We start from the raw sequence: 25308 nt of genomic DNA, 5'->3' as shown, positions 1-25308 counted from the left end.
TCACTAAAATGAACTTCCGGCCTTTTGGGTTCTGAGATTAATTCAAAAATTAATCGTAGATCGTTGGGATTGGTTGACGCTTGTGCTGTGTTGCTTTGTAGATGCTCACTAAGCGATCGGATACGTCTTGAGGTACTTCTTTACCTTCAAGGAAATCATCGATTTGGTCATAAGAAAGGTTCAGTGCAGCTTCATCCGCTTTCTGAGGGTCAAGCTCTTCGAGATCCGCGGTCGGTACTTTCTTAACAAGTTGCTCCGGAGCACCCAGAGTTGCAGCAAGTTCACGAACTTGACGTTTGTTCAGGCCGAACAAAGGTGCTAAATCACATGCGCCATCACCGTGTTTAGTGTAGAAGCCTGTGATGTTTTCCGCTGAGTGGTCGGTGCCGATTACAAGGCCGCCAACGTAACCCGCAATTTCGTATTGTGCGATCATGCGAGCGCGAGCTTTCACATTACCTTTCACAAAGTCGATTTTTGCTGAATCTGTTGGTAGCAAGCCTGTATTTTCAAGCGCAACGTGAGATGCTGCGTGCAGCCCATCAACGCCTGCTTTAATGTTTACGGAAACAGATTGAGAAGGCTGAATAAAAGACAGAGCAAGCTGCGCTTCGTCTTCATCTTTTTGTTCGCCGTAAGGTAGGCGAACGGCGATAAATTGGTAGTCGTTGCTGCCAGTGCTTTCGTTTAGGCCGTCGATTGCCATTTGCGCTAAACGACCACAGGTTGTCGAATCCACACCGCCACTGATACCAAGGATCAGAGACTTGCAGCCTGACTGCTGAAGTTTCGTTTTGATAAAGTCCACACGACGAGTCACTTCGAAGTGAGGGTCAATTGAAGGTAGTACGCGCATTTCGTCACGAATTAACTGTTCCATTCGTATTCCTTTCCTGCAAGCAAATTAAAAATCTAGTGTTATCATACCTAAATCATCTGATTTAAAAACCTCTTTGCACAAGCTTAGAAAGAGAAGGCAGTAATTTATAATGGAAAAAATAGCCATTTTCGGTAGTGCGTTTAATCCACCGAGCTTAGGGCACAAAAGTGTGATTGATTCGTTGGCTCACTTTGACAAAATTCTACTGGTTCCAAGTATTGCCCATGCTTGGGGAAAAGAGATGCTAGACTTTGATACGAGATGTCAGTTAGTTAACGCATTTATTAGCGATCTTTCACTAGATCAAGTGGAGCTTTCTTTGATCGAAAAGAGCCTATTTACTCCAGGTGAAAGCGTAACGACTTATGCAGTGCTCAGTGAGCTTCAAAAGTTACATCGTGACGCTGAACTGACGTTTGTTATTGGCCCAGATAACTTCTTTAAGTTCTCATCTTTCTATAAATCAGATGAGATTACCGAGCAGTGGTCTGTAATGGCTTGCCCTGAAAAAGTCAAAATTCGTAGCACAGACATACGTAATGCGTTGATAAGTGGAAGCGATGTGGCAAAACTGAGTACAAAGTCAGTTACAAAGATGTTGCAAGATAGTGGACTGTATCAGATAATGTAAGTTCACTAATCAAGAGGTCAGAGGACTATGCTAAAGCGCGCGATACCAGCGACGATGATCATTGCAGCATGCAGTTTACCTGCTCATGCTGAGTGTGACTTTCTTAGCTTAGATTCGATCATGCTGACCTCTGATGATGAAAATAGCTGTCTAGATTTCTCTACAAGCCTTGAATCTTTCGGTCAGCGCATGATGGAAATCAGTGGGCTGAGTGATGATGAACCAGAAAGCACACCGGACTATTGGTCTGACTGGGTTCTTCAAAGTAAAGACACGCCATTGCTGACACAAAGCATTGAATCAAACTATGTTGGTTTGGGTATGTGGTTTCCAGAAGATCTTGAAGATGAACAGTATGATATGTCGACCGAAGAGTGGTTGATGAATCATGGTCTTCAACTCAGCATCGGTTTTGGTGAGAAAGTGGAAGGGCAACCGCGCATGCGCTTTGATTATCGTTGGCATGACTCGCGAGACGCTGACTTAATGATGCAGGTTGAATTGCCTTTCTAGACTGTTAGATAGTTAATCTACGTTAAAATTTTAAGAATTAAAAAAGCCGCAAAACTGAGTTTTGCGGCTTTTTAGCATCTGGTGTTTTTAGCTTGGTTCAAAAACTTGGGTGATAGAGTGACTTGAAGTTCGGCATCACTAGTCTAGTGAGTGAAGAACGGGTGCTGGCTCTCCTTGCCTAGAGGTCTTCACCGAACACTAGCATGCACAGCTGTTCGAACTCTTCTTCTTTACCTGAGAACAGATCATCAATCACAAGTGCGCGTTTCTGACCAGATTGCATGCGCTTCTTCGCCTCGCGCATTACCATCACTAAGGTGTGTTCTTGCGGTAGGTTTGAGTCATCAATGTTCCATTGATTGAATCGCTGAGACAAAGCACTTTCACAAAGCAGTGGTTTAAACGCTAATACTTCTTGCTTCAATACAGAAAGCATATCTTTAAATGCTTGCTCGGTATTGTTGGCATTTGAAGTACGAGCTTTGGTTAGCTCTAATTTTTCCAGTAACGCAGAAGAGAGGTTTGTTTGCGTGATGTAGCCCGCTTGTCTAGGGAATGAATCCGTCAAACGCACAGAAAAGTCGACGCGGTTAACCTGAGTGTTTGGAAAGTAGGTCAATGATGTTAGGCAGTCATATGGAATCCAGACGCTTTGTCCTGGTTCAACGGCATACTCTTGTTTACCTAGCTTTATCAAAACCAAGCCACTTTGAATCGATACAAGGCTATGCTTAAGTACTTTCTTGCGTGGTGTGATCACCAAGTGTAAAAAGTAAGCCGATGTATATTCAATAGCGAAGTTCATAGATAGTACCTTAATTTTGGGGCGTCAAGATTACCGTTAATCTTAAAGAATGCCAACAATAACAGGGGATTTTCGATGTTTCTGGTCTGACCTTGTCAAAAGTATGGGCTCTGTAGCTGCGAGAAGTCAAAACAACGCGTAGAATGAGCCAGCTTTTTATTATATGAATGAAAAAATGACCTCTCCAACCGATCCATATGTTGATATTCGTCCTTACGGCGATGATGAAATTCCAGCGGCACTAAACCGTCTTATTAATGATGAAGAATTTATCAGTGCAATCTTGCACTACCGTTTTTCAAACCATGCGTCTTGGTTCAAAGCATTAATGAGTCCGATTTTGCGCGTGTACTTAAAAATGAAATGGAGCAAGCTGACCAGCGTTGAATCCATTCAGATTGAAGTGAAAAAGTACTTACGTGACACGCTAGCGAAAACCACTAAAGGTGTAACGTACACTGGTGTCGAGTCACTGGATGCGAATCAAGCTTATCTATTTGTATCAAACCATCGTGACATTGCTATGGATCCTGCGTTGGTAAACTACGCTCTGCATCAAAATAATCATCAGACTTGTCGTATCGCTATTGGTGATAACCTGCTGAAGAAGCCATGTGCGACGGAATTGATGCGTTTAAACAAGAGCTTCATCGTAAAGCGTTCTTTGAAAGGACCGCGTGAGATGATGAAAGCACTAGGGCAGCTGTCTTCTTATATTAAGCATTCTCTAGAAACGGGTAACTCAATCTGGATCGCTCAAAAGGAAGGTCGCGCTAAAGACGGTAACGATTTTACCGAGCCAGCAATCTTGAAAATGTTTCACGTTGAAGGACGTAAACAAAAAATTGCTTTCCCTGAATACGTGAAGTCATTGAAGATCGTTCCTGTGGCTATTTCTTACGAGAATGACCCATGTGATATGGCTAAAGCGATAGAGCTTTTTGAAAAAGACGTAAACGGCAGTTACGAAAAGGGTGAATTTGAAGATATCGAAAGTATCATTCAAGGTATCATCGGTAATAAAGGTCGTGTTCATGTCGGTTTCGGTCAGGTTATCGACCAAGATTTTGATACGCCAGAAGCGCTTGCAGAAGAGATTGATCGTCAGATCCACGATAACTACAAGCTGTTCCCAGTTAACTTGCTAGCAGCGGAAAGAGAAGACGAGTCGATTACAGCTTCGGTTAAGCAAGAGTTTGAAGAGAAGTTATCGACTTTGCCACAAGGCGCTCGTCAATACTTGATCGATAGCTATGCGAACCCAGTGAAGAATATCGGCTAATGAGTGTTAGCAAACAAGTTCATTGATGGAACTGAAAAAGGAGCCCTAGGCTCCTTTTTTGTTGCTGGTCATCTGCTTTTAAGACCTAAAGTTTAGGTTGAACTATCGAGCGACGGCGCCACCGAGTTCTAGGTTTGTTGGCCAAGTCGTAACGTTGTTGCCACCTAGGTATATATTGCCTTTTACTGTCATGGTCTCGGGAAACGTTGTGACCCCAGAACCACCTATATATAAGTCGCCATCGATGACTATCCCGTTTGGTAGCTCTGTCAAAGGCGTACGAATCACGCTCAGATCTCCTTTCACTCTAAAGCCATTGGGTAGCCTCTGAAGTGGAGTGTCTGTGAGGTTAATAAATCCGCCCACTCTTACTCCTCGTGGCCAACTGGTAATCTGACTGCCAATTAAGTCGGCGTAGCCTTTTATCTTAACTCCAGTCGCAACTCGAGAGAGCTGGCTGTTAGACGCTTTGAGGCTACCGTTAACTTCTAAGCCTTTAGGCAGGCGAGTGATCGCGGTGTTCTCTATATTTAGATTGCCATCAACGATTAACCCAGTGGGTAGTGAGGTGTAAGGCTTATTTCGTAAATATAAGTTTCCGTAATTATCCAGATGGTTCAATATTTGATACTGATCGAGTGGTTCTGCAGTCACATTTGTTATGGTTAAAGAACCAATAATAAGTGCAATTATTCGGAGCATAATGGGCTTCTTATTACGATAGACGTTAACACTATAATGAAAAAATTATCCTCGCATAGTGTTTTACTCATTTGTTGGTAGGTAAAAAGGATTAAGAGACAATGAAAGGTAGATCTTTGATTCGAATAAAGCGTAAAATTTTGAAAATTTTTGTGATTTTATCCGCGGTGCTGTGTTCAACATCAGCAAGTGCTAATAAAATAATATCAACGCCAGCCAAGGCGGCAGTCGTCGTCACTCAGAGTGGTTCACAGCAACGAGTTTGTTATTACAATGATAAGACATATAGTGTTGGTGCTGTCGTTGAGGTATCAGGTGTTGTAATTAAATGTGCGGCTGAAAATGACTTTGAGACTAATGGTGCTCTAGGTTGGGTTGAAATAATAAAAAAAGACGAGCAGTAAACTCGTCTTTTAATTGTATGTGTCCAGGTGCTTATATTAACGTGCTAGAGAGCGAGTCTTAAGTTCGAATATAATCTTCTCGGCGCTGACTTCAAATTTAAAGCGTGCGTGCAATTCTGTGCTTTCTTCTGTCATCTCTGATGCTTCAAATTCAACATTGCTAGACACTTGCTTTGCTAACTCAACATACTTAGCGAATTCAGCTTCAATAAGGGTTTTAGAGTTACCGTAAACCGTTACTTCAGCAACATCGTCGCCTTCTTTGATGATGAAGCCAATTTCGCCTGCGCAACCGCAAGCCTCACATACATCATTGTTACCAATATCTTGGCTCATAAATAATCCTCTTACAAAGTCTGAGGTTATTCTAACGAGCAATTTGAACTGTATCTACAAAAATTAAAACCTTTGAACTAATTTGTACTGGTATGCTATGTTGTTTGTTAAGGTGCTTAATGAATATCTACATTCGCGCCGATAAATATGTATGTGATTTACCTCACGTTTTGTTGAAAAGGAATGTTATTAATTTGTCAGAATATCATTCACTTAGTTGCGCCAGGAATGATTTTATAAGACTATCTATCGCTTGATAGGTATTTATACAATGAATTTTTCGTTGGGTATTTCATATTCTAAGTAGTTATTTAAACTTATCGACTTAGGATTGTAAGGTGATTTTCGAAGAATAATTAGACAAAGTGTCCAAAGAGACATCACTGTAAAATTGTTCGTACATAGTATTTGTGTGAATTTAGTTATAAATACTTGCGAAAAAATACCTTGCTCACATAATGCTGATAACGATTTTCATTCTGACTTCATTTGATTGAGTTAGATGGATTTACAAAGAGAAGAGCCTGAATATGCCAAAGCGTAGTAAAGAAGATACAGAAATCACGATCCAGAAGATCATGGATGCCGTTGTAGACCAGCTATTGAGATTAGGTTACGACAAGATGTCATACACGACGTTGAGTCAACAAACAGGCGTTTCTCGTACAGGTATTAGTCATCACTTTCCAAAGAAAACGGATTTTACTGCTGCTTTAGACGGTCGTATTTTCAAGATGTTCATGGAACACATTGACTTCGAAAATGGCCTTGACGCATTTTCAGCTAGCTGGGTTGCAGCACTTGAAGACGCTGAGTTCCTAGCAATCTTACGTTTACTTTTCCATCATATCGTTACTGCTGAGAGTGCTCATGAGTTCGCTGCAAACGGTATTGATCGTCTATACAAGCTGACTGAAACTCAGTTTGGCGATACAAGCGGTAAAGAACTAGAGTGGTTGATTGGTAAATCATTGATTCGAATGAGCCAATAATCAATACACAATGAAAGAAGCTCCTGAGGGGGCTTTTTTTGTGCCTGCAATTTCATTTATCTCGCTCTTTTTCTCTCGTTCTCACTCCGCTGCCGCTAACTTTATTTAGTTCCAATTGAAGTTATTTCTTTTCTTTTTAAATGCTTACGTTTGCCTCTTATATTCAATCTTAGTTGCTAAAAACTAAGCAACACTAACTGATATTGTTGATTTCTAGAGCCTCAAACGCTCGGAGTGGGACGTTTTGGAGTTCATTGCTATGGTTGCTAATAAAATGGAGTTTAAGACGGGAGAGAGGCTATGAGCCAATAAAAAGCCTCGAGAAAATCGAGGCTTAGAGTGACTTAACTGTTATTAGGAACGAATACTCAAAATGAGTGGGTTCTAAATCGAGTCTATTGTGCGGGGTGAACCTGAGGGAAGCTCATGGTTGGATGTTTTTCGACGATACTTTTGTAGCCGTATACATCCTCAATCATAGAAGGTTGAAGTGCCTCCCAAGGGCTGCCATCGCAAACTAAGTGACCATCTTTTAGTACTACGAGTCGGTCGGAGTACTGAGCGGCCAGGTTTAAGTCATGTAGCACTACGATTACGGCCGCATTTTGGTTGTCGGCTAAATCTCTCGCGATCTTTAAGGTGTTGTGCTGGTGGGCAAGATCCAGTGCAGATGTTGGTTCATCAAGCATCAAGATACATTGATCGCCAGAATAATGAAGCTGAGTTAGCACTCGAGCCAAGTGAACTCGCTGTTTTTCACCGCCAGATAGCGAAGGGTAGAGCCTTTCACTTAGGTGTGTTACATCAGCAACATCCATTTTTTGGCCAGCTATGTTGGTGAGCTTCTTGTTGGACTCTTGTAAGGGGATCCCACCAAGCTCAACAACTTCGTGTGCCAAAAATGGGAAGGTCAAGGTACTGTGCTGAGGAAGCATAGCCAAATGTTTTGCCAACTTATGCGAAGGCCACTTATCTTTGGTGTGTCCAAAATATTGGATATCACCCTTGCTCGAAATCTCTTGGCATAACGCTTTAAGCAGAGTGCTTTTCCCTGCGCCATTTGGCCCAAGCAGTGTGGTTACCTTTCCTGCTTCAATCTCAATAGAAACACCATCTAATATCACTTTACTACCGAACTTCACTTCGATGTCGGTCGCTTTTAACGCTGAAGGAAACATTAAAGGATTCTCCCTTTCTGTTGAAATAGAAGGTACAAGAAGAATGGAGCACCGATGATTGCAGTGACAATGCCTACAGGCAGTTCTGCTGGTGCAAGTACCACGCGTGAGAACATGTCTGCAGCTGTTAGTAGTAATGCGCCTAGTGCCGCTGATAGGGGCAAGAGAATACGGTGATCCGGGCCAGCCAACATGCGGCCCAAATGGGGGATAACAAGACCGATGAAGCCAATCATGCCAGATAGGCTAACCGTGACACCAACGCCTGCAGCAGTCAGTAGAATCAACCTTCGCTTTAGCTTCTGTACTGGGATACCAAGATGCTGTGCTTCTGATTCGCCAAGTAACAGGGCATTCAGTGACATTGCTTGACGGTAGAAGACAATAAATAGTACGCCCAGAGTGACAGCCGCAAGCAAAATACCTGACCACTTCGCGCCCGCTAATGAACCCATTGACCATAATGAAAGATCACGCAGCATTTGATCATCAGCAATGAAGTTCAAGAAGCCAATACCTGCGCCTGACAGTGCGCTGATCGCTACACCTGCTAACAACATGATGGTGACTGAAGTACCGAATTTTCCCGTACCTAGCTTATAAACCAGCAGCGTGGTTAAGGCTCCACCTAAAAAGGCAAATATAGGCACTGCTGCAAAGTTCATGAAAGCGGGGTATTGCAGTGAAAGCTCAGAGAAAAGCACGATGGCTAATGCTGCACCTAATGAGGCTCCGGCAGAAACGCCGATGATTCCTGGCTCGGCAAGTGGATTTCGAAACAAGCCCTGCATGACCGCGCCACACAAAGCGAGAATTGCGCCGATTAGTATGCACAATATCGTTCTGGGTAAGCGAATTTCTTGAATCACCAAATTGATGTGAGGTGCTAAGTCATTATTTGGTTGGAGCAGGCTGGCTGCGCTGTCAGCCAAGCTAATGTTCATTGGTCCAACAGTGATCGAGTACAGCGCGACGAAGAGTAAGGTAGCTCCTAGGCCTAACATCGATGTTTTCAGTGGGACGGATCGTAGCAACATAAAGAGCCTCAATGTCTATCACCCGCTTCAATACTTATCACCGACTTCGCAAAAAGCGAGACGGTGATGAGTATTAAGCAAGCAACAGTAAAAATAGGGTAGTTGAGTTATAGCGGGTAGATAAGTTATAGCGGATAGATAAGTGCGTTTAATCGCTTCGCTTCAGAAAGGCTTTCAAGACCAAGCCCTCCAACCAAAGCACTGCCATTAACGGTAATGATTTGCTTGTTCATACCTGCAGGAGTTGCCGCTAACATAGGCAGTGATTTGAGGATGGCATCAGCACCGCCCATTTTTTGGTAGCTACGGCCACTGACTAGAATCACATCGGGTTGCATTTCTACCAGTGACTCCATCGACAGTGGCTTGTAAGACGTTAAGCTCTGAGCGGCAGGGTTCACACCGCCAGCCAATTCAATGATCGCGTTTGGTGATGTTTCACCGCCAGCAACGTTCGCAGGGCGACCTTCATGCAGCAATAAGAAAAGCACCTTCTTTGCTTCGTTGCTTGGTATTTGGTTTGCTTTCAGTGCAGCAATCTTCTGATTTACTTCAGCTTTAACTTGCTGTGAATGTGCTTCGGTATGGGTAATCTTAGCGATTTGGTCGATACGTTTTAATAGCCCTTCAACATTCGCTTCGGTATTGACGATCTCTACATTGACACCCGCTGATTTCAATTGAGAGATAGCGTTGTCTGGTCCCATTTCATCTGAGCCAATCAACGTGGTCGGTTCTAGGGCAAGTAAGCCTTCCGCAGACAGGTTTCGGTGATAACCAATCTTTGGCAGGTTTTCTGCTTGAGGAAAGTGGCTGGTTACATCAATCGCGACCAACTGCTCTTCAGCACCTAATGCCAAAATCAATTCAGTAACAGCACTACCGGCACTGATGATTCGAGGTTGTTCAGTGTCGTTGGCCATTGCGGGTGCACTAAGTGCCAAGCTCATAGCGGCAACTGAAAGGAGATGTGTCTTGGTTTTTAATTTATTGAGCACGTTTAAGTTGTTCATAATAAGTTCTTTATATTTTCTTTTTGTATCGCGAAGATACTCAGTGAGCAGTCCGTTCGCATTGTGAGTTCGAATCGATAGAGAGGCTGAGTTCTGATTGTTTAGTCTTATAGGTCAGAAGCCAAACCTCGCGAAAATTGAGTGTTATTCTAGCCATCGTCAGTGAGCAGTTGAGTCGCTGGTATTCCGTTCTCTTGAAGGAAGGAAAGCAACTTCACTAGGTTCTCCACGTTGGCAGCTTTATCTGCGCCAATGATGATCGGCTTTTTATCCGTTGAACCAGTTTCTTCTAACAGGGCAATCTTGAAGTTTTCCCAGTCGATGTATTCTTGACCGTTAATTGCCCAGTAGGGTTCGTGGTCCAAAATATTGACGCTAATCGAATCTTTATGAACTTCAGAAACGTTCTTAATATCAGAGCTTGGAAGCTCTACCTCTAAAGACTCCAATTTCACCGAAGCGGTAAGCAGCAGGAAAACCATCACGATAAAAATGATGTCGAGCAGCGGCGTTAAATCTGGCGCTAAACTTTGTGTTTGAGATGAGTGAGGCGTTTTAATCATGCTTGACTCACATCACCAACAGCGACTTTGTTGACTGATGAGCCTTTAGTCTCGTCAGAGTGATTGGTTTGAATCGACATTCCTTCTAGCCACACATTCACATAGTTCAGAGTATGTTCTAACTGAGCCAGTACTCGGTCGGCCCACAGCCCAAGTAGTTGAGCGCCTGAGATCGCAGGAAGCGCAATCATCAAACCTGCAGCTGTAGTTCTCATTGCTAAGCCTAATCCGTCGGCTAGATCGTTCGGCGTAATGCTGCCTGTTGTCGCGGCAACGCCTTTAAACATCTCGATAAGTCCAAGTACCGTACCAAGCAGGCCAATGAGCGGGCTGATCACGCCGATTAAACCAAGTAGTCTTAAACCTGCATGAAGCTGGTGGCGTTTTTCTTGTAGCCAGATCCCTGCTGCATCTTCACGCAGTCCTTTCGAAAAAGAGTGGTGAGCAAGCAACATCGACACGCCCTTGTACAGTAGCGGTCGTTTTCCTGAGATAGATTGTGCTAATGCTTCGATCTCTTTGCTGTTGGTTGGTGAGATCTGGTTGAGCTCTCGACGAATGGCGCGTTTGCCAACACCAATGCTTAACATCACTTGGAAGATACGTTCAGCGATGATCATTGCTGTTAATGCAGAACAGATGAGAAGAGGCCAAGTCATTAAGCCAAGTTGATCTTGTAAGTAACTGATTTGTTGCATGATTAATCCAACCTAAAACGAACAGGTATTTGTACACGGTGAGCAATCGCTCGACCATTGACAGTGTGAGGTGAGAATTTCCATTGTTTAATGGCTTCTAAAGCGGCGTTATCGAGCATTAGTGCGCCTGATGAATTTACTAATGCTTGTTTAATTTGTTTGCCTTCAGCGTCTAGCCAGATCTCATAAGTCGCGACACCTTCAACGCCACGACGTCTTGCTTGGCGAGGGTAATTCGGTGGGGTAGGGCGCGCAGAGAACGAAGGTTTAGTGACCAAAACTGGCTCTTGGTTTGATACGCCTTGGTTTACTTCCTGAGGCCGGTTGGCTGACTCGTCCATATTCTTATCGACTTTTTTGTCGGCCAGTTTCTCTGGTTGAGTGGCTGGTTTGGACTTTGGTTCTGGTTTTAGGTCTGGACGCTCTTTCTTAACCACCTTTTTCTCAGTCACCGGTTTCTTTGGAACGGGCTTTTTCTCAACAACCTTCTTCTCAACTTTCTTTGGCTGAGGCTTATTGGTGATCGCTTTTTTCTTTGGGGTTGGCTTAGCTTGCTTTGGCTCAACCGTTTTTGGTTCGATAGGTTTAGGTTCGGCTTGTGAGACCTTTTCTCTTATTGGTTCTGGTTCAACTGGCTCTGTGGTTGTTTTTTGCTGAGCTTGTGAGGTAACGCTCTTAGGAGTGAAGTTGATCGATACCGTGTTCGATTGGCTACCTGCAGGCATCGCAAATACTTTGGATTCTTGAGCGACAAACAATAACGCTGCATGAATCACTAACGATGCACCGCCTGCAATAACATATCTAGGAACGTTCACAATCAATCCTTTACCAAATCAAAATTCTGTATCGGATTATTGCTTAGAATCTAAATAAGATCAATTATCAATTGCATTATCATTTACGTGTATTTATGATTCTCTCAGTTTTTAGCGAATAGTCTTCCAGGCTTTGCTATGTAAGTGTTTAGAGAGATTATATGAGTCTTGATATTTATAAATTTGACGAATCAATCTTGGGTGTTTCTAGCCCTGATCCGCTTCGTTTTGCGTTTGCGAAAAAGCATTCTGCCCACGCCGGAGGAAGTTCAATTCCGGTCGACCCCAGTAAGAAGTTAGAACTCTTTGATGAATTGATGCTGAGCGAAGGGAAGAAACAGGATAAGCGTTGCCTGTATATTCACATTCCTTTCTGCCGTGTGCGTTGTACGTTCTGTAACTTTTTCCAAAATGCCGCAAGCCGCAAATTAGTCGATGAGTACTTCGAGGCTCTGATGGTTGAGTTGAAGCAAAAAGCCAAAACGCCTTGGGCTCAGTCTGGATTATTTCACGCTGTCTACATTGGTGGTGGAACACCTACCGACCTATCGTCTCAACAAGTAGAGCAATTAGGTAAGGCTATTCGCCAATATTTCCCACTAGCGAACGATGTTGAGATGACATTGGAAGGGCGCATCAATCGATTTGGCGACGAGATGTTTGATCGTGCGCTTGAAGGTGGCTTCAATCGTTTCTCATTCGGTATTCAAAGTTTCAACACTCAAGTTCGACGTAGTGCTAAGCGTCTAGATGACCGAGAGGTTGTGCTAGAACGTATCAGTTCACTAAGCCGTACAGAGCAAGCGCCCATCGTTCTTGATTTGCTATACGGATTACCGCACCAGTCTATGGAAGTGTTCCAACAAGATTTAGAAGACTACATGTCTACTGGCGCACACGGTATTGACCTCTACCAACTGATCGTTGCGGGCAATGCACCTATGCTTAATCTCGTTGAGAAAGGAAAAATCCCACCGCCGGCCAACACGCCAGATAAGGCGAGTATGTACTTGGCAGGTGTTGAGTTCATGGCTAAGCACAAGGTTAAACAGTTGAGCGTGAATCACTGGACTCGCGATAACCGCGAACGCAGCATTTACAACAGCTTAGCGAAAACTTATGCCGAAGTGCTTCCAATTGGTTGTGGTGCTGGTGGCAACATTGGCGGTCATGGTGTGATGCAACATCGAACTTTAGACAGCTACATGGAGTCTCTAAAGCAAGGTCAGTTGCCGATTGCCATGATGACGAAGCAAAGCTCATTAGAGCCCATTTTCTCGACATTAAAGGCAGGCTTTGATTCTGGTGTTGTTAGAAGAAGTACGTTGCCGGCCTTTATGGGACAAGACACGTTCGATTACTTGAAGCCTCTGTTCTCACATTGGGAAAAGAATGGCTTGGTTGAGCTTTCGGAAGATTATCTGAGCCTGACTATTGCTGGCAGCTTCTGGGCAGTAAGTCTGGCTCAGAGTGTGATTCAAGTGCTTAACGCTGAATATCAAGCAATGCACCCTGCACCTAAAGCGTCAGGTTCGGGCGTACACCTGCATGCAAGTTTGAAGCACGCTTAATATCGAATTTTTAGTTTATACGGAAACATATTCAATGACAGATACAACATTAGAAATGACACAAACCCTAGAACAACGTGTCGCACGCATTCTAGAAGAAGAACCAAAACTGCTTCCTACTGCTATTGCTGAGAAGCTAGGCGTTTCAGAAGTTGAAGTAGTTGCTGCTTTTCCAAACGACATGGCGGTGATGTTAGATGGCAGCCGTGCCCAAGAGATTCTAGAAGGCTTAGTTGGTTGGGGCCCAGTGACCACAATTATGCATTCATTCGGCTCAATCTTTGAAGTAAAAGCGCCGTTCCCTAAAGGTAAAGTCGCGCGTGGTTACTACAATCTAATGGGCAAAGAAGGCGAACTTCATGGCCACCTGAAACTCGACAACGTCAAACACGTTGGTTTGGTGAGCAAGGCGTTCATGGGTCGTGAAAGCCATTACTTCGGTTTCTTCAGTGAAACGGGCGAGAACATTTTTAAGATCTACTTAGGCCGCAACGAAAAGCGTGAGCTTATTGCCGACCAAGTTGAACGTTTTAAAGCCCTACAAGAACAAGCTTAAGCATAATTAACGGCAAGCTTAAATTAGGTGCCAACTCGCTTAAATAAGACATCAATGCTCGAGGATCGTTTAGTTCGCTAATGATCGTTCAACCTCGAGCAAAAATAATAAATCAGAGAAAGTGAAGAAAGGAATTACCCATGGAACAGCAAGTAAAACAAGAACGTCTACAAGGTCGCCTAGGTCCAGAAATTAAAGAGTTTCGCCAAGAGCGCCGTACCCTTCAACTTGCAACGGTTGACGAAGAAGGTCGCCCGAACGTAAGTTACGCACCTTTCGTTCAGAACCAAGAAGGTTACTTTGTTCTAATTTCTGATATTGCTCGTCATGCCCGTAACTTGAAAGCGAACCCTCAAGTCTCTTTGATGATGATTGAAGATGAAGAGAGTTCGAAGCAGCTTTACGCACGTAAGCGTTTAACGTTTGATGCTCAAGCAAGTGTTGTAGCGCGTGAAACAGAACTTTGGACTCAAGTGATTGGCCAGATGCAAGAGCGTTTTGGCGAGATCATCGATGGTTTGAGCCAGCTTCAAGATTTCTCACTATTCAACCTTAAAGCAGAGAACGGACTGTTCGTGAAAGGTTTTGGTCAAGCATATCAAGTGTCAGGCGACGATTTGGTGGATTTCGTTCACCTACAAGAAGGCCACAAAAAAGTGTCTAACGAATAATTTCGTTTAATCGATTTCTTTAGGAGCCCTCCAATGTGAGGGCTTTTTGCTATCTCATTATCAAGCAGGGAAACTGCGGGTCTTTGAGCTAATAAACTCAGACTCAATCAAAGAGTTTGGTATATTGGCGTCTGATTAATATTTATGTGTAAGGATCGATACGTGAAACCAGTAAGTCGAGATTGGGACGAGTTCTGCTACCCGTTTATTTATGAAGACAGTCCTGTCTGTGATTTTGAGATTCTGTCGGACGAGCTTTGCTGCCGAGTTGGATTGGTTCTTTCATTGGAATTGGAACCACAAGTTCGCGAGATCCTGCAACGCCTACAACCGAACATCTATCATTTAAATGGTTCAGTACGTGGGAAATTAGCGATCACTGAATCCGAACTGGTCGAGCTCAAGCAAGATTATCATCACATTCGCGATCAGCTAGAAGGTGGTTTCAAAGGGTTTGTTTTACCTGGTGGGAACCGAGTGTCGAGCGAACTTCACTTGTGTCGTTGTCAGGCTAAAAAGGTCGTGCGAGCACTGGTCAGTATTGAACATCATGAAAGCAAAAAGTCGCCAGACCCGATTCTTTTTAAATACGCTAACTTAGTTGCGAATACACTCTATGCCTTGGCGTCTTATACCAATCACGTCAAAAGGGTTGAGGAAGTGGAGTTCGTGAGTAAGAGCTATTCCATGCCAAAGAGCCCAATGCCGAAAAAGCCTTAACCGAGCGTTAGATGATTTGGCATGTAGGAAGCTAAACCAAAGTGAAAGGTGGTTTAGCTTTTAAGACAGGGTTTAAGCTGCCGTGGAGGCGTCGTTTAAGACTTTTGCGCCGCGTAGCATGGCTTCGATTAACTCACCCGCATTGAACTTCTCAAGCGCTTCATGTGCCCCCACCTGATTGGCACGGTCAACACAGATCTCACTGGATAGTGATGTGTGCAAAATACAGTAAGCGTGACTTAGAGCACTGTCGTTCTGCACTTCAAATGCAAGCTCATAACCATCTAATCCCGGCATCTCGATATCACTCACGAGGAGATCAATGGCATTGCCAGCACTGGCTTGGCGTCGCATTAGGTCAATGGCATCTAAGCCGTTGTTACAAATGCTGTAAGGGATGTTGATGCTGTCTAAGGCATCAGATAACTGTTTACGCGCAATCAAAGAGTCATCCACTAGTAAGATGTTCAACGCTTTGAGGCGCTCTCTCTCTACATCGGTCAGCATCGGGATATGCGCATTCTCATAATCTGGGTAGATCTTAGAAAGCAGCAGTTCCACGTCGAGCATTTGTACAATACGGTCTTCAAAGCGTGTAATTCCCGTTACAAAGACATTGCGACCCACACTGGTGGGTGGAGATTCAATACTCTTCCAGTCACATTCAATAATTTTATCAATCGAACGAACCAAGAACGCCACAACTGTTCTTAAACAGTCGGTGACGATAAGTACACAATCTTGGTATTCAGCGGGTGTTATCGGGCGGAAGCCAATCGCAGCGGACATATCAATGACTGGAACCGTAAGGTCGCGGATAGTCACCGTACCAATCACGTGATGATGGGAGTAGGGGATCTGAGTCATCGGTTGAAAAGGGACGATTTCTCTGACCTTAAGTGTGCCAATCGCAAAACTTTGAGTAAGGGATAACTTGAACATCAACATTCCCTGTGACTGACTCGCTTTACTGATCGGTTTGGCCATAAGTGGCTCCTACTTAATACGCGCTTAATTCATAAGGATTAATTTAAAGGGAAATGGAAGCCGCAGCAAGTCGCGATGCGGTTTTTAATGGCCTTTAAGGCAGTTGTTTTCGGTTATAGAGTGAAGAATAGCTGTTCTTGGGTTAAAATCACGCTAAACGCTGGCTGTCGATGAATTTATTTCGATAAGTCGCTAGCGGCAAACAGATTTACAACAGTCAGTTCATTAGCGATGTTCTAAGCAACCGTCGTAAGTAAACTGGCAGCAACAAACTGAGAATTATCATGGCAAGAACAGCAGCAGCGCTTCATATTTTGGTGAAGCATAAAGAACTAGCAGAAGACATCATGACGCAGCTTAAAAAGGGCGCTAAATTTCAAACGCTAGCAAAGAAACATTCAACCTGTCCATCTGGTAAAAAGGGCGGCGACCTAGGCGAGTTCAAAAAAGGTCAAATGGTGCCTCAGTTTGATAAGGTGTGTTTCTCTGGCGAGACGCTTGTACCACATCTTGTAAAAACAAAATTTGGTTGGCATGTGGTTAAAGTTCTTTACAGAACTTAGCAATAAATATGTGATAGATTGAATAAAAGGAGCGTATATACGCTCCTTTTTTGTGACTTTTTTGCGCATTTAAAAGCACAATGGCTGAGTGTTCATCCCAGACGTTATGCGATAATTGGTGCTACGCCCTCAACTATCCACCGTGAGTAATTGGTAGGAGGAGGAGGGTTTTTAATGAGTAACTCATATAATAAATGCCATTCTTGAGGAAATTTATGCAGCTTTGCCTTTTAGCCTTTGTATTTATCTAGAAAGCTGTAAACGAGTTTGGTAGGAGAACAACATGGAGAGTTCAGCTATGTTAAGCAACCCAGCGACGGATGTCATATTGCATGCCTTTGACTGGTGCTACGCTGACGTAATGAAGAACGCCCCACTGATCCAAGAGTTGGGTTATAAATCTGTTTTAGTATCACCGGCGATGAAATCGCTGCGCGGTCCTAAAGGCTGCGACCGAGATTCTGGTACTCAATGGTGGCAACGCTATCAGCCACAAGACTATCGTGTGATTGATAATCAGTTGGGTGACACGCAAGACTTCACTGCGATGGTGAACACGTTAAAGCAACACGGGCTTCGTACCTATGTAGACGTAGTGTTTAATCACATGGCCAACGAATCAGGTATCCGCAGCGATTTAACGTATCCCAATCAGCAAGACATGACGTCTTATCAAAAAGATGCTGACTATTACGAATCCATCCGCTTGTTTGGTGACCTTTCTAAACCATTATTTGATGAAAACGACTTCGTGGAAGCGTTTGGTATCAAGAACTGGAAAGACACATGGGAAGTTCAGAACGGGCGTATTACTGGTGGAGCCAGTGATCCTGGCTTACCAACACTGTTAGACAACGATAATGTGGTCGCACAGCAGCGAGCGTACCTAAAAGCTCTAAAAGCGATTGGTGTGAAAGGTTTCCGTATCGATGCAGCGAAACACATGACACTGTCACACTTGCGTAAGGTGTGGACTGACGATATCTGCGAAGAAATGCACATCTTTGGCGAGATCATTACTGATGGCGGTGCGACGGAAGAAGAGTATGAGCTGTTCCTTGAACCATACCTTAAACACACTCGCTTAGGGGCGTACGATTTCCCTTTGTTCAACACCATCTTCAAAGCATTTGAAGAGCAGGGCAGTTTTAAGTCTTTGATTAACCCTTACTGTTTTGGTCAAGCTCTGTCGAACATGCGAGCTATCACGTTTGCAGTAACTCATGATATTCCAAACAACGAGGTGTTTTTGGAGCATGTGATGGATGAAGTCGATGAGCGATTGGCGCACGCTTTCATTCTTGGTCGAGATGGCGGCGTGCCGCTTGTTTACAGTGAGCTGAGCACCAGTGGTATTCTGGACAAGAGCGGCCAGCCTCGTTGGCTCAACGACTGGCAAGCGCCTTACATGAAAAACATGATTCAATTCCATAACCATGTTCATGGCGAAGCGATGCGTGTGGTTGAAGCGAATGATGATTTACTGGTATTTGTCCGTGGTGATAAAGGCATTGTAGTGATCAACAAGTCGAAACGAAGCAAAACAGCTTCATTAAATTGGACTGGGGCAGTGACCGATTTGTTGTCTGGAGAGGTGTTCGACTGTGTTGGTAAGGACTTAACCATTAAGGTTGAGCCTAACCAGTGCATGATGCTGACGACCACGAGCTACGTCTAATCGGTTAGAAAGAAAAGATTGAAAAGAAAGCCCCGTTACTGACAATCAGTAAGCGGGGCTTTTAATATGAAGCTGTTTATTCTTTACTAAACAGAGTGTTAGTTAAACGGTAAGGCGGTTAAACCGTAAACTTGTTCAGTAGCTCGTCTTGTTGGCGAACATTGTCCGTTTGTACCTGCATTGCTGTGTTCGCTTCTTGAGCCGCGTTTGATACTTGTGTTGAAAGGTCTTTGATCTTAACAGTGTTGTTGTTGATCTCTTCCGCTACCAAGCTCTGCTCTTCTGCTGCTGAAGCAATCTGAATGTTCATATCAGAGATGCGCTGAATCGCGTCACGGATACGGTCAAGTGAAGAGTTCGCTTGCTGAGCACGTTCAACGGCGTCAGTAGCTGTGTCTTTACTTTGGTTCATCGCGTTCGATACTGAGCTTGCACCCGCTTGGAGCTGCTCAATCATGTTGCGGATTTCAGTGGTTGACTCTTGAGTGCGTTGCGCTAGAGTTCGAACTTCGTCGGCAACGACTGCGAAACCACGACCAGATTCACCAGCACGCGCCGCTTCAATCGCTGCGTTCAATGCGAGTAGGTTAGTCTGGTCTGCAATATCGTTGATTACTTTAAGAATCGTTTCGATGTTTGCGGTTGCTGATTCAAGTACTTGTACTTCAGCAACGGCTTGGTCGATGCGCTCAGATAGGTTATCAATCGCTTGAGTAGTATCACTAACTACAGAAGTGCCGTCTAGTGTTGCTTCGTCTGCTTCACGAGCAGCAGCTGCCGCACCTTGAGCGTTGTTTGCGACTTCTGTTGCGGTAACCGCCATCTCGTTCATTGCTGTTGCTAACTGTTCAAGCTCTTGCAACTGGGTATTCATTGCGTTCGCTGATTCGCCCGCACCTTTCACTGTGATTTCAGTGCCACGTTTAATCTCAACACCAATCGCTTTCGATTGAATGATCTGATTTTGCAGGTTTTCGGTAAAGGTGTTGAAGCCTTTCGCTAGGTCAGAAAACTCTTGGTCGGTATTGGTATCTAGACGCTTAGTTAAGTCACCTTGTCCGCTTGCTACGTCTTGAATTGCTTGGTTAAGCGCATCCAGTGGACGCATTAATACACGAATCAGAACAGTCAGTGCGATGATGCTAAGAATCACCGCAATCAATGAATAGATCATCGAGCTGTTCTTCAATTCTTCAACGGTTTGAAAAGCGATCTCTTCATCAAGGATGGCACCAATGTACCAATCTTCACTTGGGATGTGGGTGAAGTTAACTAAGAACATTTTGCCGTCGACTTCAATTTCTTGAGAGCCTTCACGAATAGTCGCTTGAGGCATGTAGCTTGAAAGCGTTTCACCGTTGTTCTTAGCATTTGGGTGAGCAATCGTGGTGCCGTCGGCTGTTACTAGGAATAGGTAACCCGCATCAAACAAGTTCACTTGGTTTACCAAGGTAGCGAGGTTCGTCAATTCTAGGTCGTAGAACATACCCGCAGTGAAACGACCGTTGTCTTTAACGGGTGTACCCACTGAGATGATGACTTTTTTGCTTGATGCATCCACATAAGGAGCGGTCACAACTAAACTGTTTTTTGATTTAGCATCAATGTACCAAGGACGGATTCGTGGGTCGTAATCTGGCCCTGCATCCCAACCGTCATCATTTTCAATAACGAAACCGTTGGCTTCATAACCAAAACCAACCGCTAGGAAGCTGTTTTTAAGCTTTGGCTTTTCTAAGATTTCTTTTACGTATGTACGATCTTGAGGGTTGATCTCGATGACTTCAGTCGTCGATTGAGCCAGCGCCTTCTTGGCGTTCATCTCTGATTCGACGGTATTTTTAACGCCAGAGACCATTTCTTTCAGGCTCGCATTGACGTGGTTTTCTACAGCACTTCTTACGGTGTAAAGTTGTTGTATTGAAAGCAATGATACTGTCACTAGCAGCAAGGCTGATGATGCAGCAACCACCTTATGGCTAAATTTCATTGAGTTTTCCCCTTCTCACAGGCTTTGCGAAGACTAAAGTTAATCGTGTTTTTGTAATTATATATATCGACTAGATTGGAATTTACTTGAATGTAATTTCACAAAATAGACTACAAAAATACAACAACCTAAACAATACAAAATTCACTAAATTACATATTTGTTACTTTTAGTATTTGGTTCAATGAGTTGAAGATACACGCGAGCCCAGAGCCTGCGGGTATTGATAATTTATTAATTAGACGTTTATGTGTGTGGTTTTCTATTAAAAGGCGATGGAGAGGATAAATAGATATGAAATCAAGCGAACTGCAGGTTTTATATATTGGTGGAGTTTCGGGTGAGAAGGTGAATATGTTTAACGGAAATAAAAAGCCCCACAAAAGTGAGGCTTTAATAGAGGGTGTTATATAAGTAGCGTCTAATTTAGAATATTAGATGCGCTACGCCAGCGATAACTGGAAGCGTAATTAAAGTACGCAGAATAAAGATAATAAACAGCTCTAGGATGTTCACTGGAATCTTACTGCCTAGAAGCAGAGCGCCTACTTCAGACATGTAGATCAGCTGAGTTACCGACATCGCTGCAATAACAAAGCGAGTCATCTCGTTGTCGATAGAAGCCGCAAGGATTGCTGGGATAAACATATCCGCAAAACCAACAACAATCGTTTCAGATGCTGCAACCGCTTCAGGTACACCAAGTAGCTCTAGGAATGGAATGAAAGGTTGACCTAGGAATGAGAACACAGAGGTGTATTCCGCAATAACCAAAGCCATAGTACCAAGACCCATCACTACAGGCAGTACGCCGAATACCATATCCACGGCGTTACGAACGCCTTCGCCAAATACAGACTTAGCTGACTTCACTTGTGATGCTTTGTTTACTGCTAGCTCAAGACCCCAAGAGAACGTTGAGTGACCCGCAGGGATCGCGTCAGCATCTTTGTGTGGCTTGCTGCCATCAATGAAGGTGTCTTTCTTCATGCTTAGTGGCGGAAGGCGAGGGATGATTACCGCAGCCACAATACCCGCTAGACAGATTGCTGCGTAGAAAGGCAGGAATAGGTGCTCTAGTTCTACTTGAGCAATAACGACAAGACTGAACGTAATAGATACTGCTGAGAAAGTGGTACCAACAACCGCAGCTTCACGCTGAGTGTAGAACTTCTTCTCGTACTGTTTACTTGTAAGAAGGATACCAACGCTGCCATCACCTAACCAAGAAGCCATACAGTCGATAGCACTACGACCTGGCAGGTTGAAGATTGGACGCATTACTTTGCTTAGCAGCGTACCGAACAGTTCTAACAAACCGAAGTTAAGTAGAAGTGGTAATAGTAAACCTGCAAAGATAAATACTGAGAACAGTGTTGGAAGTAGGCCTTCTAGTACGAGACCACCAGTGTTTTCTTCCCAGATAAATTCAGGGCCTACTTGGAAGAAAGCCATGAATGCAGCAGCACCACCGATAAGACGAACCAACAACCATAGTGGAGATGGGTTGAAAAGACCGTTTAAGAAAGAGCTTGATGTAATGAATGTAGGTTTGAAAATGGTGCTTAAAACGGAAGCCACAGACATGAAAGCAACGATTGCAGTGATAATAGAAACTAAGTATTCACCAAAAACCGCTTGAATTGATTTCGCTAGAATAGCGACAGGGATCGTTAGATCACCTTGGTAGCTGATTGGCGCCATGAAAAGGAACAAACCAATCAGAGATGGGATTAAGAAAACCCAGAAACTGCCTTTAGATTTCTCTGGTTGAGCAGTATTCGTGTTGTTAGACATGTTAATTGTTCTCGTATTTCTACATGTAAAAAAGCCACATCCTTGGCGTTTTTATTCTCTAAACATCCGTATTTTCTCACTGGCTGCAAGATTACCCAGTATTGATAGTGCTTGCAATACTATTCATCAAATATCGCTAACTATTCACACTGGTTATTCTGCAACTCATTAAGAGTTTAGAATAAAGTGTTGCGGATGTTACGTATGTTGAGGATATATTGCCAGATATTTATAAATTGATTGGGGTTTCAGTCCGATAGGTCAGGTAGAGCCAGTAGCTAAACGCAATAATGAACGCAAATGAAGCCGGAAAAGCCAACGCTAAAATTTCAAAGCGCTGAAACAGGCATGCGCCGCTTAAACCACCAAACAGAAAGCCAACCACAATGAACATCAGCAGCTTGGCTTTTCGGCGGTCAAAGGGCATCCCCTTTAAGCGTGCGCCAATCATGATCCCAAGATCGGTAATGATCCCGCTCATGTGTGTTGTTCGAATGATTGCACCGCTGTAAGTGGTGATCATCGCATTCTGCAAACCACACGCGGCTGAAGCGAAATACTGGCCTGAAGTGTAGCCTTGCAACAGTGCCCATAGTGCCAAGAACAGTAATCCACCTTCTATACATAAAGCAACACCATAACGGCGGCCTAGCTTCAGTGCTTGATTTTCAATAAAGAACCCGCTGAACGCTGCACCGAACATAAAGCTCATGATCACCAACAGGAGATGGACAGAAGCCGAAGTTGGTGTGAGCAGACTACTGCCTAGTAAAGACATGGTGCCCGATATGTGGGAGATTGCTTGGTGTTGGAAACCGAGTAAGCCGATTGCATTAACGCTGCCAGCAAGGCCTGCTAACAGTAAGGCGCCGTATTCAACCCAGCGAGGTAGCTTAGAAATCATGTTGTTCACCCTGGGTTAAAAAGAGGAGCAGATTATAACGCTAGCGAAAAGATACGCTAGCGTTGTGGAGCATTGATATTTGATCTTAGGCAACAGTATTGCAGTTTGCTTTAATGCTGTTGCTTTATAAAGATAAAGGTCAGTAACAAGCTAGTTATAGTGACTCATTTGATGGTCGAATTTGACCCAACCATGTTTCCGTTCTTCGTAGACTGAAAAGCTTGGTAGCGGAAAGTCTTGCTCTTTAAATAATCCGAGCGGGACAATATAAAAATCGGCAGCAGCAACAGATTGTAAGAGCATGGTGGTGCCACATTTAGGGCAAAACTGATAGGTGACTTCATTACCCGTGTCGCTGATGCGTGAGAAAGAGGTCACTTCTCCGCTTAGGGTGACTTGCTCTATTGGGAATCTAGCCTGAACACCGAATACACTTCCGGTGCGTTTCTGACACTCATAGCAATGGCATACAGAGGTTCGTTGAGGTTCACCTCTGCATACTAGGTTGACTGATCCACAGCGGCATTCGCAACTTCTGATATTTCTATCTTTAATATGATTGATATCCATCCATGCTCCACTTCTGGTTAACCCTGTATTGATAATTATACTAAAGCCCTTTATGGTCTGCACAACTGGATGAAAACAAAAGAATATAATTGCTCATGAAAAAGAAAATCTTACCTATTCCTCTGATTTTACTGATTCCTATTATCATGTTAGTTGTAGTCATACTGGCGGGGATTTATCGCTTTAGCTTAAGTGACGAAGAGATCTTGGCGAAGTTCCCTTCTTCTCAATTGAGTTATGACCCAGTCGTAGAAACCGTTTGTGATTTGAAGACAACCAACCCATGGACAATTAAAGTACCTGAGACCAACGCGTACGCTTTTATCAATGAAGTAGATGAACCTAGAGCGATCGCGTTTGGACGCTATGACTCAGGTGTTGAGCGCGGTGTGGTAACGGTAGATACCAATAACCTTTCAGCTGTCACGCTGGGTAAGGCGAGTTTCTTTGTCGCGCCGATGTGGATATCTAACCAAGGCAGCGGTGTGTTTTATTATCTTGGCCTGTTTAAACATGACCAGCAACGAAGCCGTGTGGTGTTAGTCGACCAACTTTTACTGGGTGATCGTATACAGATTCAGACATTGGAGGTCGCTAAGCAGCCAGATTCGCGATCACAGAATAAACTCACTGGGGAAGGTTTTATCGGCTTTACTCAGCATTCTTCGGAACAATCATTTGCAGAATCCCCTTCTGAAAAGGTGTTAATGAGCTTTTCTTTTGATACGCAATCAATTGGTAAGCAATAACGTTTTCGTTAGTGTAAGGATCTGTTGTTTATGTGAGCCAAATTACATATTATCTTAGGTAGATGAATGAAATTTAGACACACTTTGCTTTGTGTCTGCTTACTTTTACAAATGGAGCTTGCGAATGATTAATAAACGTTTTTTTAAAACGAAAGATGAAGTTGAAGTGACCTTCGAGCTAGAAGCTCAAGAAGCGAACTCGGTATCCATCGTTGCTGACTTTCTTGATTGGAAAGCCACGCCAATGAAAAAACTGGCAAAAGGGAAGGTTTACAAGTTTAAAACTCGCTTACCTAAAGATGGCGAGTTTCAATTTCGCTACCTAGTTGATGACCAACAATGGGTTAACGATGCGAATGCTGATCGTTACATCCCTAACGAGTTTGGTGAAGACAACTGCTTGGTATCGACGGTTAACGCTTAACTTTGGCCTAAATTATCAACTAATTCGCTTCGTCTATTAATTAATCGAAACGGAATAACGTAAATCAATCAAAAGCAGATACTAGCCGTTTCTGCTTTTTTATTTTCAAATGTAGCGGTTAATTTTATTTCTCGTTTAATTGCTTCTTCATCTATGGCAACTCAATGACTTAGCCTAAATTGAGCAGATTCATATCATATTATGACAATGCATTGATGATTTATGCGTTTGAAAAGCATATCCTATGCCTTTATATCGTAGAAAGACCTGTTTACC

Annotated in this window: 28 protein-coding genes; 13 read left to right on the top strand and 15 right to left on the bottom strand. The window is 43.6% G+C overall.

All coding sequences use genetic code 11. The features are described 5' to 3' along the window. Nucleotides 1-49: 49 nt before the first annotated feature. Nucleotides 50-880 carry an ammonia-dependent NAD(+) synthetase gene (nadE, locus tag QQ041_RS09890; protein WP_146490931.1) on the bottom strand — a complete coding sequence of 277 codons (831 nt, stop codon included), beginning with the start codon at nt 878-880 and terminating at the stop codon, nt 50-52. Nucleotides 881-989: 109 nt separating this feature from the next. On the opposite strand from nadE, the gene QQ041_RS09885 reads away from it, so the two are divergent. Further along, a complete protein-coding gene (locus QQ041_RS09885) occupies nt 990-1511 on the top strand; it encodes a nicotinate-nicotinamide nucleotide adenylyltransferase (RefSeq protein WP_017067428.1) in 522 nt (173 codons plus the stop codon). Nucleotides 1512-1538: 27 nt separating this feature from the next. Then, nucleotides 1539-2024 carry a hypothetical protein gene (locus tag QQ041_RS09880; RefSeq protein WP_285953776.1) on the top strand — a complete coding sequence of 162 codons (486 nt, stop codon included), beginning with the start codon at nt 1539-1541 and terminating at the stop codon, nt 2022-2024. A 178-nt stretch (nt 2025-2202) separates the two neighbouring features. On the opposite strand, the gene QQ041_RS09875 is transcribed toward QQ041_RS09880, so the two are convergent. After that, the gene (locus tag QQ041_RS09875; RefSeq protein ID WP_285953775.1) at nt 2203-2829 is read right to left on the bottom strand and encodes an AraC family transcriptional regulator; all 627 of its coding nucleotides are present in this window, start codon (nt 2827-2829) and stop codon (nt 2203-2205) included. Nucleotides 2830-3004: 175 nt separating this feature from the next. Between QQ041_RS09875 and QQ041_RS09870 the strand changes: the two genes are divergently transcribed. After that, nucleotides 3005-4111, top strand: a complete 1107-nt coding sequence (locus QQ041_RS09870; RefSeq protein ID WP_285953774.1) for a 1-acyl-sn-glycerol-3-phosphate acyltransferase — start codon at nt 3005-3007, stop codon at nt 4109-4111. 102 nt (nt 4112-4213) lie between these two features. Here QQ041_RS09870 and QQ041_RS09865 read toward each other — a convergent pair whose 3' ends face one another. Continuing rightward, nucleotides 4214-4813: a hypothetical protein gene (locus tag QQ041_RS09865; protein WP_146490928.1), complete on the bottom strand. Its 600-nt coding sequence runs from the start codon at nt 4811-4813 to the stop codon at nt 4214-4216. Between the two features lie 101 nt (nt 4814-4914). Between QQ041_RS09865 and QQ041_RS09860 the strand changes: the two genes are divergently transcribed. Beyond that, complete coding sequence (locus QQ041_RS09860; RefSeq protein WP_285953773.1) at nt 4915-5217, top strand: YnjH family protein; 303 nt, start codon at nt 4915-4917, stop codon at nt 5215-5217. Between the two features lie 36 nt (nt 5218-5253). On the opposite strand, the gene QQ041_RS09855 is transcribed toward QQ041_RS09860, so the two are convergent. Then, nucleotides 5254-5553 (bottom strand): YfcZ/YiiS family protein, encoded by a 300-nt coding sequence (locus QQ041_RS09855; protein ID WP_146490926.1) that lies wholly within the window; start codon nt 5551-5553, stop codon nt 5254-5256. A 530-nt stretch (nt 5554-6083) separates the two neighbouring features. Here QQ041_RS09855 and QQ041_RS09850 point away from each other — a divergent pair. After that, nucleotides 6084-6545, top strand: a complete 462-nt coding sequence (locus QQ041_RS09850; RefSeq protein ID WP_004731875.1) for a TetR/AcrR family transcriptional regulator — start codon at nt 6084-6086, stop codon at nt 6543-6545. A gap of 395 nt (nt 6546-6940) precedes the next feature. On the opposite strand, the gene QQ041_RS09845 is transcribed toward QQ041_RS09850, so the two are convergent. From QQ041_RS09845 to QQ041_RS09820, 6 genes are all read right to left on the bottom strand, one after another. Then, complete coding sequence (locus tag QQ041_RS09845; protein WP_285953772.1) at nt 6941-7723, bottom strand: heme ABC transporter ATP-binding protein; 783 nt, start codon at nt 7721-7723, stop codon at nt 6941-6943. Beyond that, nucleotides 7723-8760, bottom strand: a complete 1038-nt coding sequence (locus QQ041_RS09840; RefSeq protein ID WP_146490923.1) for an iron ABC transporter permease — start codon at nt 8758-8760, stop codon at nt 7723-7725. Before QQ041_RS09840 ends, QQ041_RS09845 begins: the two co-directional genes overlap by 1 nt. Nucleotides 8761-8885: 125 nt before the next feature. Then, the gene (locus QQ041_RS09835; RefSeq protein WP_285953771.1) at nt 8886-9773 is read right to left on the bottom strand and encodes a hemin ABC transporter substrate-binding protein; all 888 of its coding nucleotides are present in this window, start codon (nt 9771-9773) and stop codon (nt 8886-8888) included. A 149-nt stretch (nt 9774-9922) separates the two neighbouring features. Next, nucleotides 9923-10336 (bottom strand): biopolymer transporter ExbD, encoded by a 414-nt coding sequence (locus tag QQ041_RS09830; protein ID WP_285953770.1) that lies wholly within the window; start codon nt 10334-10336, stop codon nt 9923-9925. Next, on the bottom strand, nt 10333-11034 hold the full coding sequence (locus QQ041_RS09825; protein WP_285953769.1) for a MotA/TolQ/ExbB proton channel family protein: 702 nt from the start codon (nt 11032-11034) through the stop codon (nt 10333-10335). Before QQ041_RS09825 ends, QQ041_RS09830 begins: the two co-directional genes overlap by 4 nt. Nucleotides 11035-11036: 2 nt before the next feature. Next, nucleotides 11037-11852 (bottom strand): energy transducer TonB, encoded by an 816-nt coding sequence (locus QQ041_RS09820; protein WP_285953768.1) that lies wholly within the window; start codon nt 11850-11852, stop codon nt 11037-11039. Between the two features lie 161 nt (nt 11853-12013). On the opposite strand from QQ041_RS09820, the gene hutW reads away from it, so the two are divergent. The 4 genes from hutW to QQ041_RS09800 all read left to right on the top strand — a co-directional run bounded on the left by hutW (nt 12014) and on the right by QQ041_RS09800 (nt 15370). Beyond that, complete coding sequence (hutW, locus tag QQ041_RS09815; RefSeq protein ID WP_285953767.1) at nt 12014-13423, top strand: heme anaerobic degradation radical SAM methyltransferase ChuW/HutW; 1410 nt, start codon at nt 12014-12016, stop codon at nt 13421-13423. A 34-nt stretch (nt 13424-13457) separates the two neighbouring features. After that, nucleotides 13458-13979: a heme utilization cystosolic carrier protein HutX gene (gene hutX, locus QQ041_RS09810; RefSeq protein WP_285953766.1), complete on the top strand. Its 522-nt coding sequence runs from the start codon at nt 13458-13460 to the stop codon at nt 13977-13979. A 140-nt stretch (nt 13980-14119) separates the two neighbouring features. After that, on the top strand, nt 14120-14650 hold the full coding sequence (gene hutZ / locus QQ041_RS09805) for a heme utilization protein HutZ (RefSeq protein WP_060469343.1): 531 nt from the start codon (nt 14120-14122) through the stop codon (nt 14648-14650). A 162-nt stretch (nt 14651-14812) separates the two neighbouring features. Then, a complete protein-coding gene (locus QQ041_RS09800; protein ID WP_285953765.1) occupies nt 14813-15370 on the top strand; it encodes an ATP:cob(I)alamin adenosyltransferase in 558 nt (185 codons plus the stop codon). A 72-nt stretch (nt 15371-15442) separates the two neighbouring features. On the opposite strand, the gene QQ041_RS09795 is transcribed toward QQ041_RS09800, so the two are convergent. After that, nucleotides 15443-16357 carry a chemotaxis protein gene (locus tag QQ041_RS09795; RefSeq protein ID WP_048662365.1) on the bottom strand — a complete coding sequence of 305 codons (915 nt, stop codon included), beginning with the start codon at nt 16355-16357 and terminating at the stop codon, nt 15443-15445. 281 nt (nt 16358-16638) lie between these two features. On the opposite strand from QQ041_RS09795, the gene ppiC reads away from it, so the two are divergent. Beyond that, nucleotides 16639-16920 (top strand): peptidylprolyl isomerase PpiC, encoded by a 282-nt coding sequence (gene ppiC / locus QQ041_RS09790; RefSeq protein WP_258185064.1) that lies wholly within the window; start codon nt 16639-16641, stop codon nt 16918-16920. 283 nt (nt 16921-17203) lie between these two features. Further along, a complete protein-coding gene (locus QQ041_RS09785; RefSeq protein ID WP_285953764.1) occupies nt 17204-18598 on the top strand; it encodes an alpha-amylase family glycosyl hydrolase in 1395 nt (464 codons plus the stop codon). Nucleotides 18599-18716: 118 nt separating this feature from the next. Here the strand turns inward: QQ041_RS09785 and QQ041_RS09780 are convergent, their stop codons facing one another. The 4 genes from QQ041_RS09780 to QQ041_RS09765 all read right to left on the bottom strand — a co-directional run bounded on the left by QQ041_RS09780 (nt 18717) and on the right by QQ041_RS09765 (nt 23922). Then, nucleotides 18717-20588 carry a methyl-accepting chemotaxis protein gene (locus tag QQ041_RS09780; RefSeq protein WP_285953763.1) on the bottom strand — a complete coding sequence of 624 codons (1872 nt, stop codon included), beginning with the start codon at nt 20586-20588 and terminating at the stop codon, nt 18717-18719. Nucleotides 20589-21014: 426 nt separating this feature from the next. Further along, nucleotides 21015-22385: a YjiH family protein gene (locus tag QQ041_RS09775; protein WP_017105635.1), complete on the bottom strand. Its 1371-nt coding sequence runs from the start codon at nt 22383-22385 to the stop codon at nt 21015-21017. A 229-nt stretch (nt 22386-22614) separates the two neighbouring features. Further along, a complete protein-coding gene (locus QQ041_RS09770; protein WP_285953762.1) occupies nt 22615-23289 on the bottom strand; it encodes a YoaK family protein in 675 nt (224 codons plus the stop codon). A 150-nt stretch (nt 23290-23439) separates the two neighbouring features. Continuing rightward, on the bottom strand, nt 23440-23922 hold the full coding sequence (locus tag QQ041_RS09765; RefSeq protein ID WP_179947237.1) for a GFA family protein: 483 nt from the start codon (nt 23920-23922) through the stop codon (nt 23440-23442). Nucleotides 23923-23954: 32 nt separating this feature from the next. On the opposite strand from QQ041_RS09765, the gene QQ041_RS09760 reads away from it, so the two are divergent. Continuing rightward, entirely contained in the window at nt 23955-24608 is a 654-nt protein-coding gene (locus QQ041_RS09760; protein ID WP_285953761.1) for a hypothetical protein, read from the top strand. A 124-nt stretch (nt 24609-24732) separates the two neighbouring features. Next, on the top strand, nt 24733-25032 hold the full coding sequence (locus tag QQ041_RS09755) for an isoamylase early set domain-containing protein (RefSeq protein WP_009845720.1): 300 nt from the start codon (nt 24733-24735) through the stop codon (nt 25030-25032). Nucleotides 25033-25308 lie beyond the last annotated feature (276 nt).

It is taken from the genome of Vibrio sp. TMPB1044 (genome assembly GCF_030442075.1).
Lineage (GTDB): Bacteria > Pseudomonadota > Gammaproteobacteria > Enterobacterales > Vibrionaceae > Vibrio > Vibrio satsumensis.
Note: the sequence above shows the minus strand (reverse complement) of the source record. Positions and strands in the feature narration are given on the sequence as shown.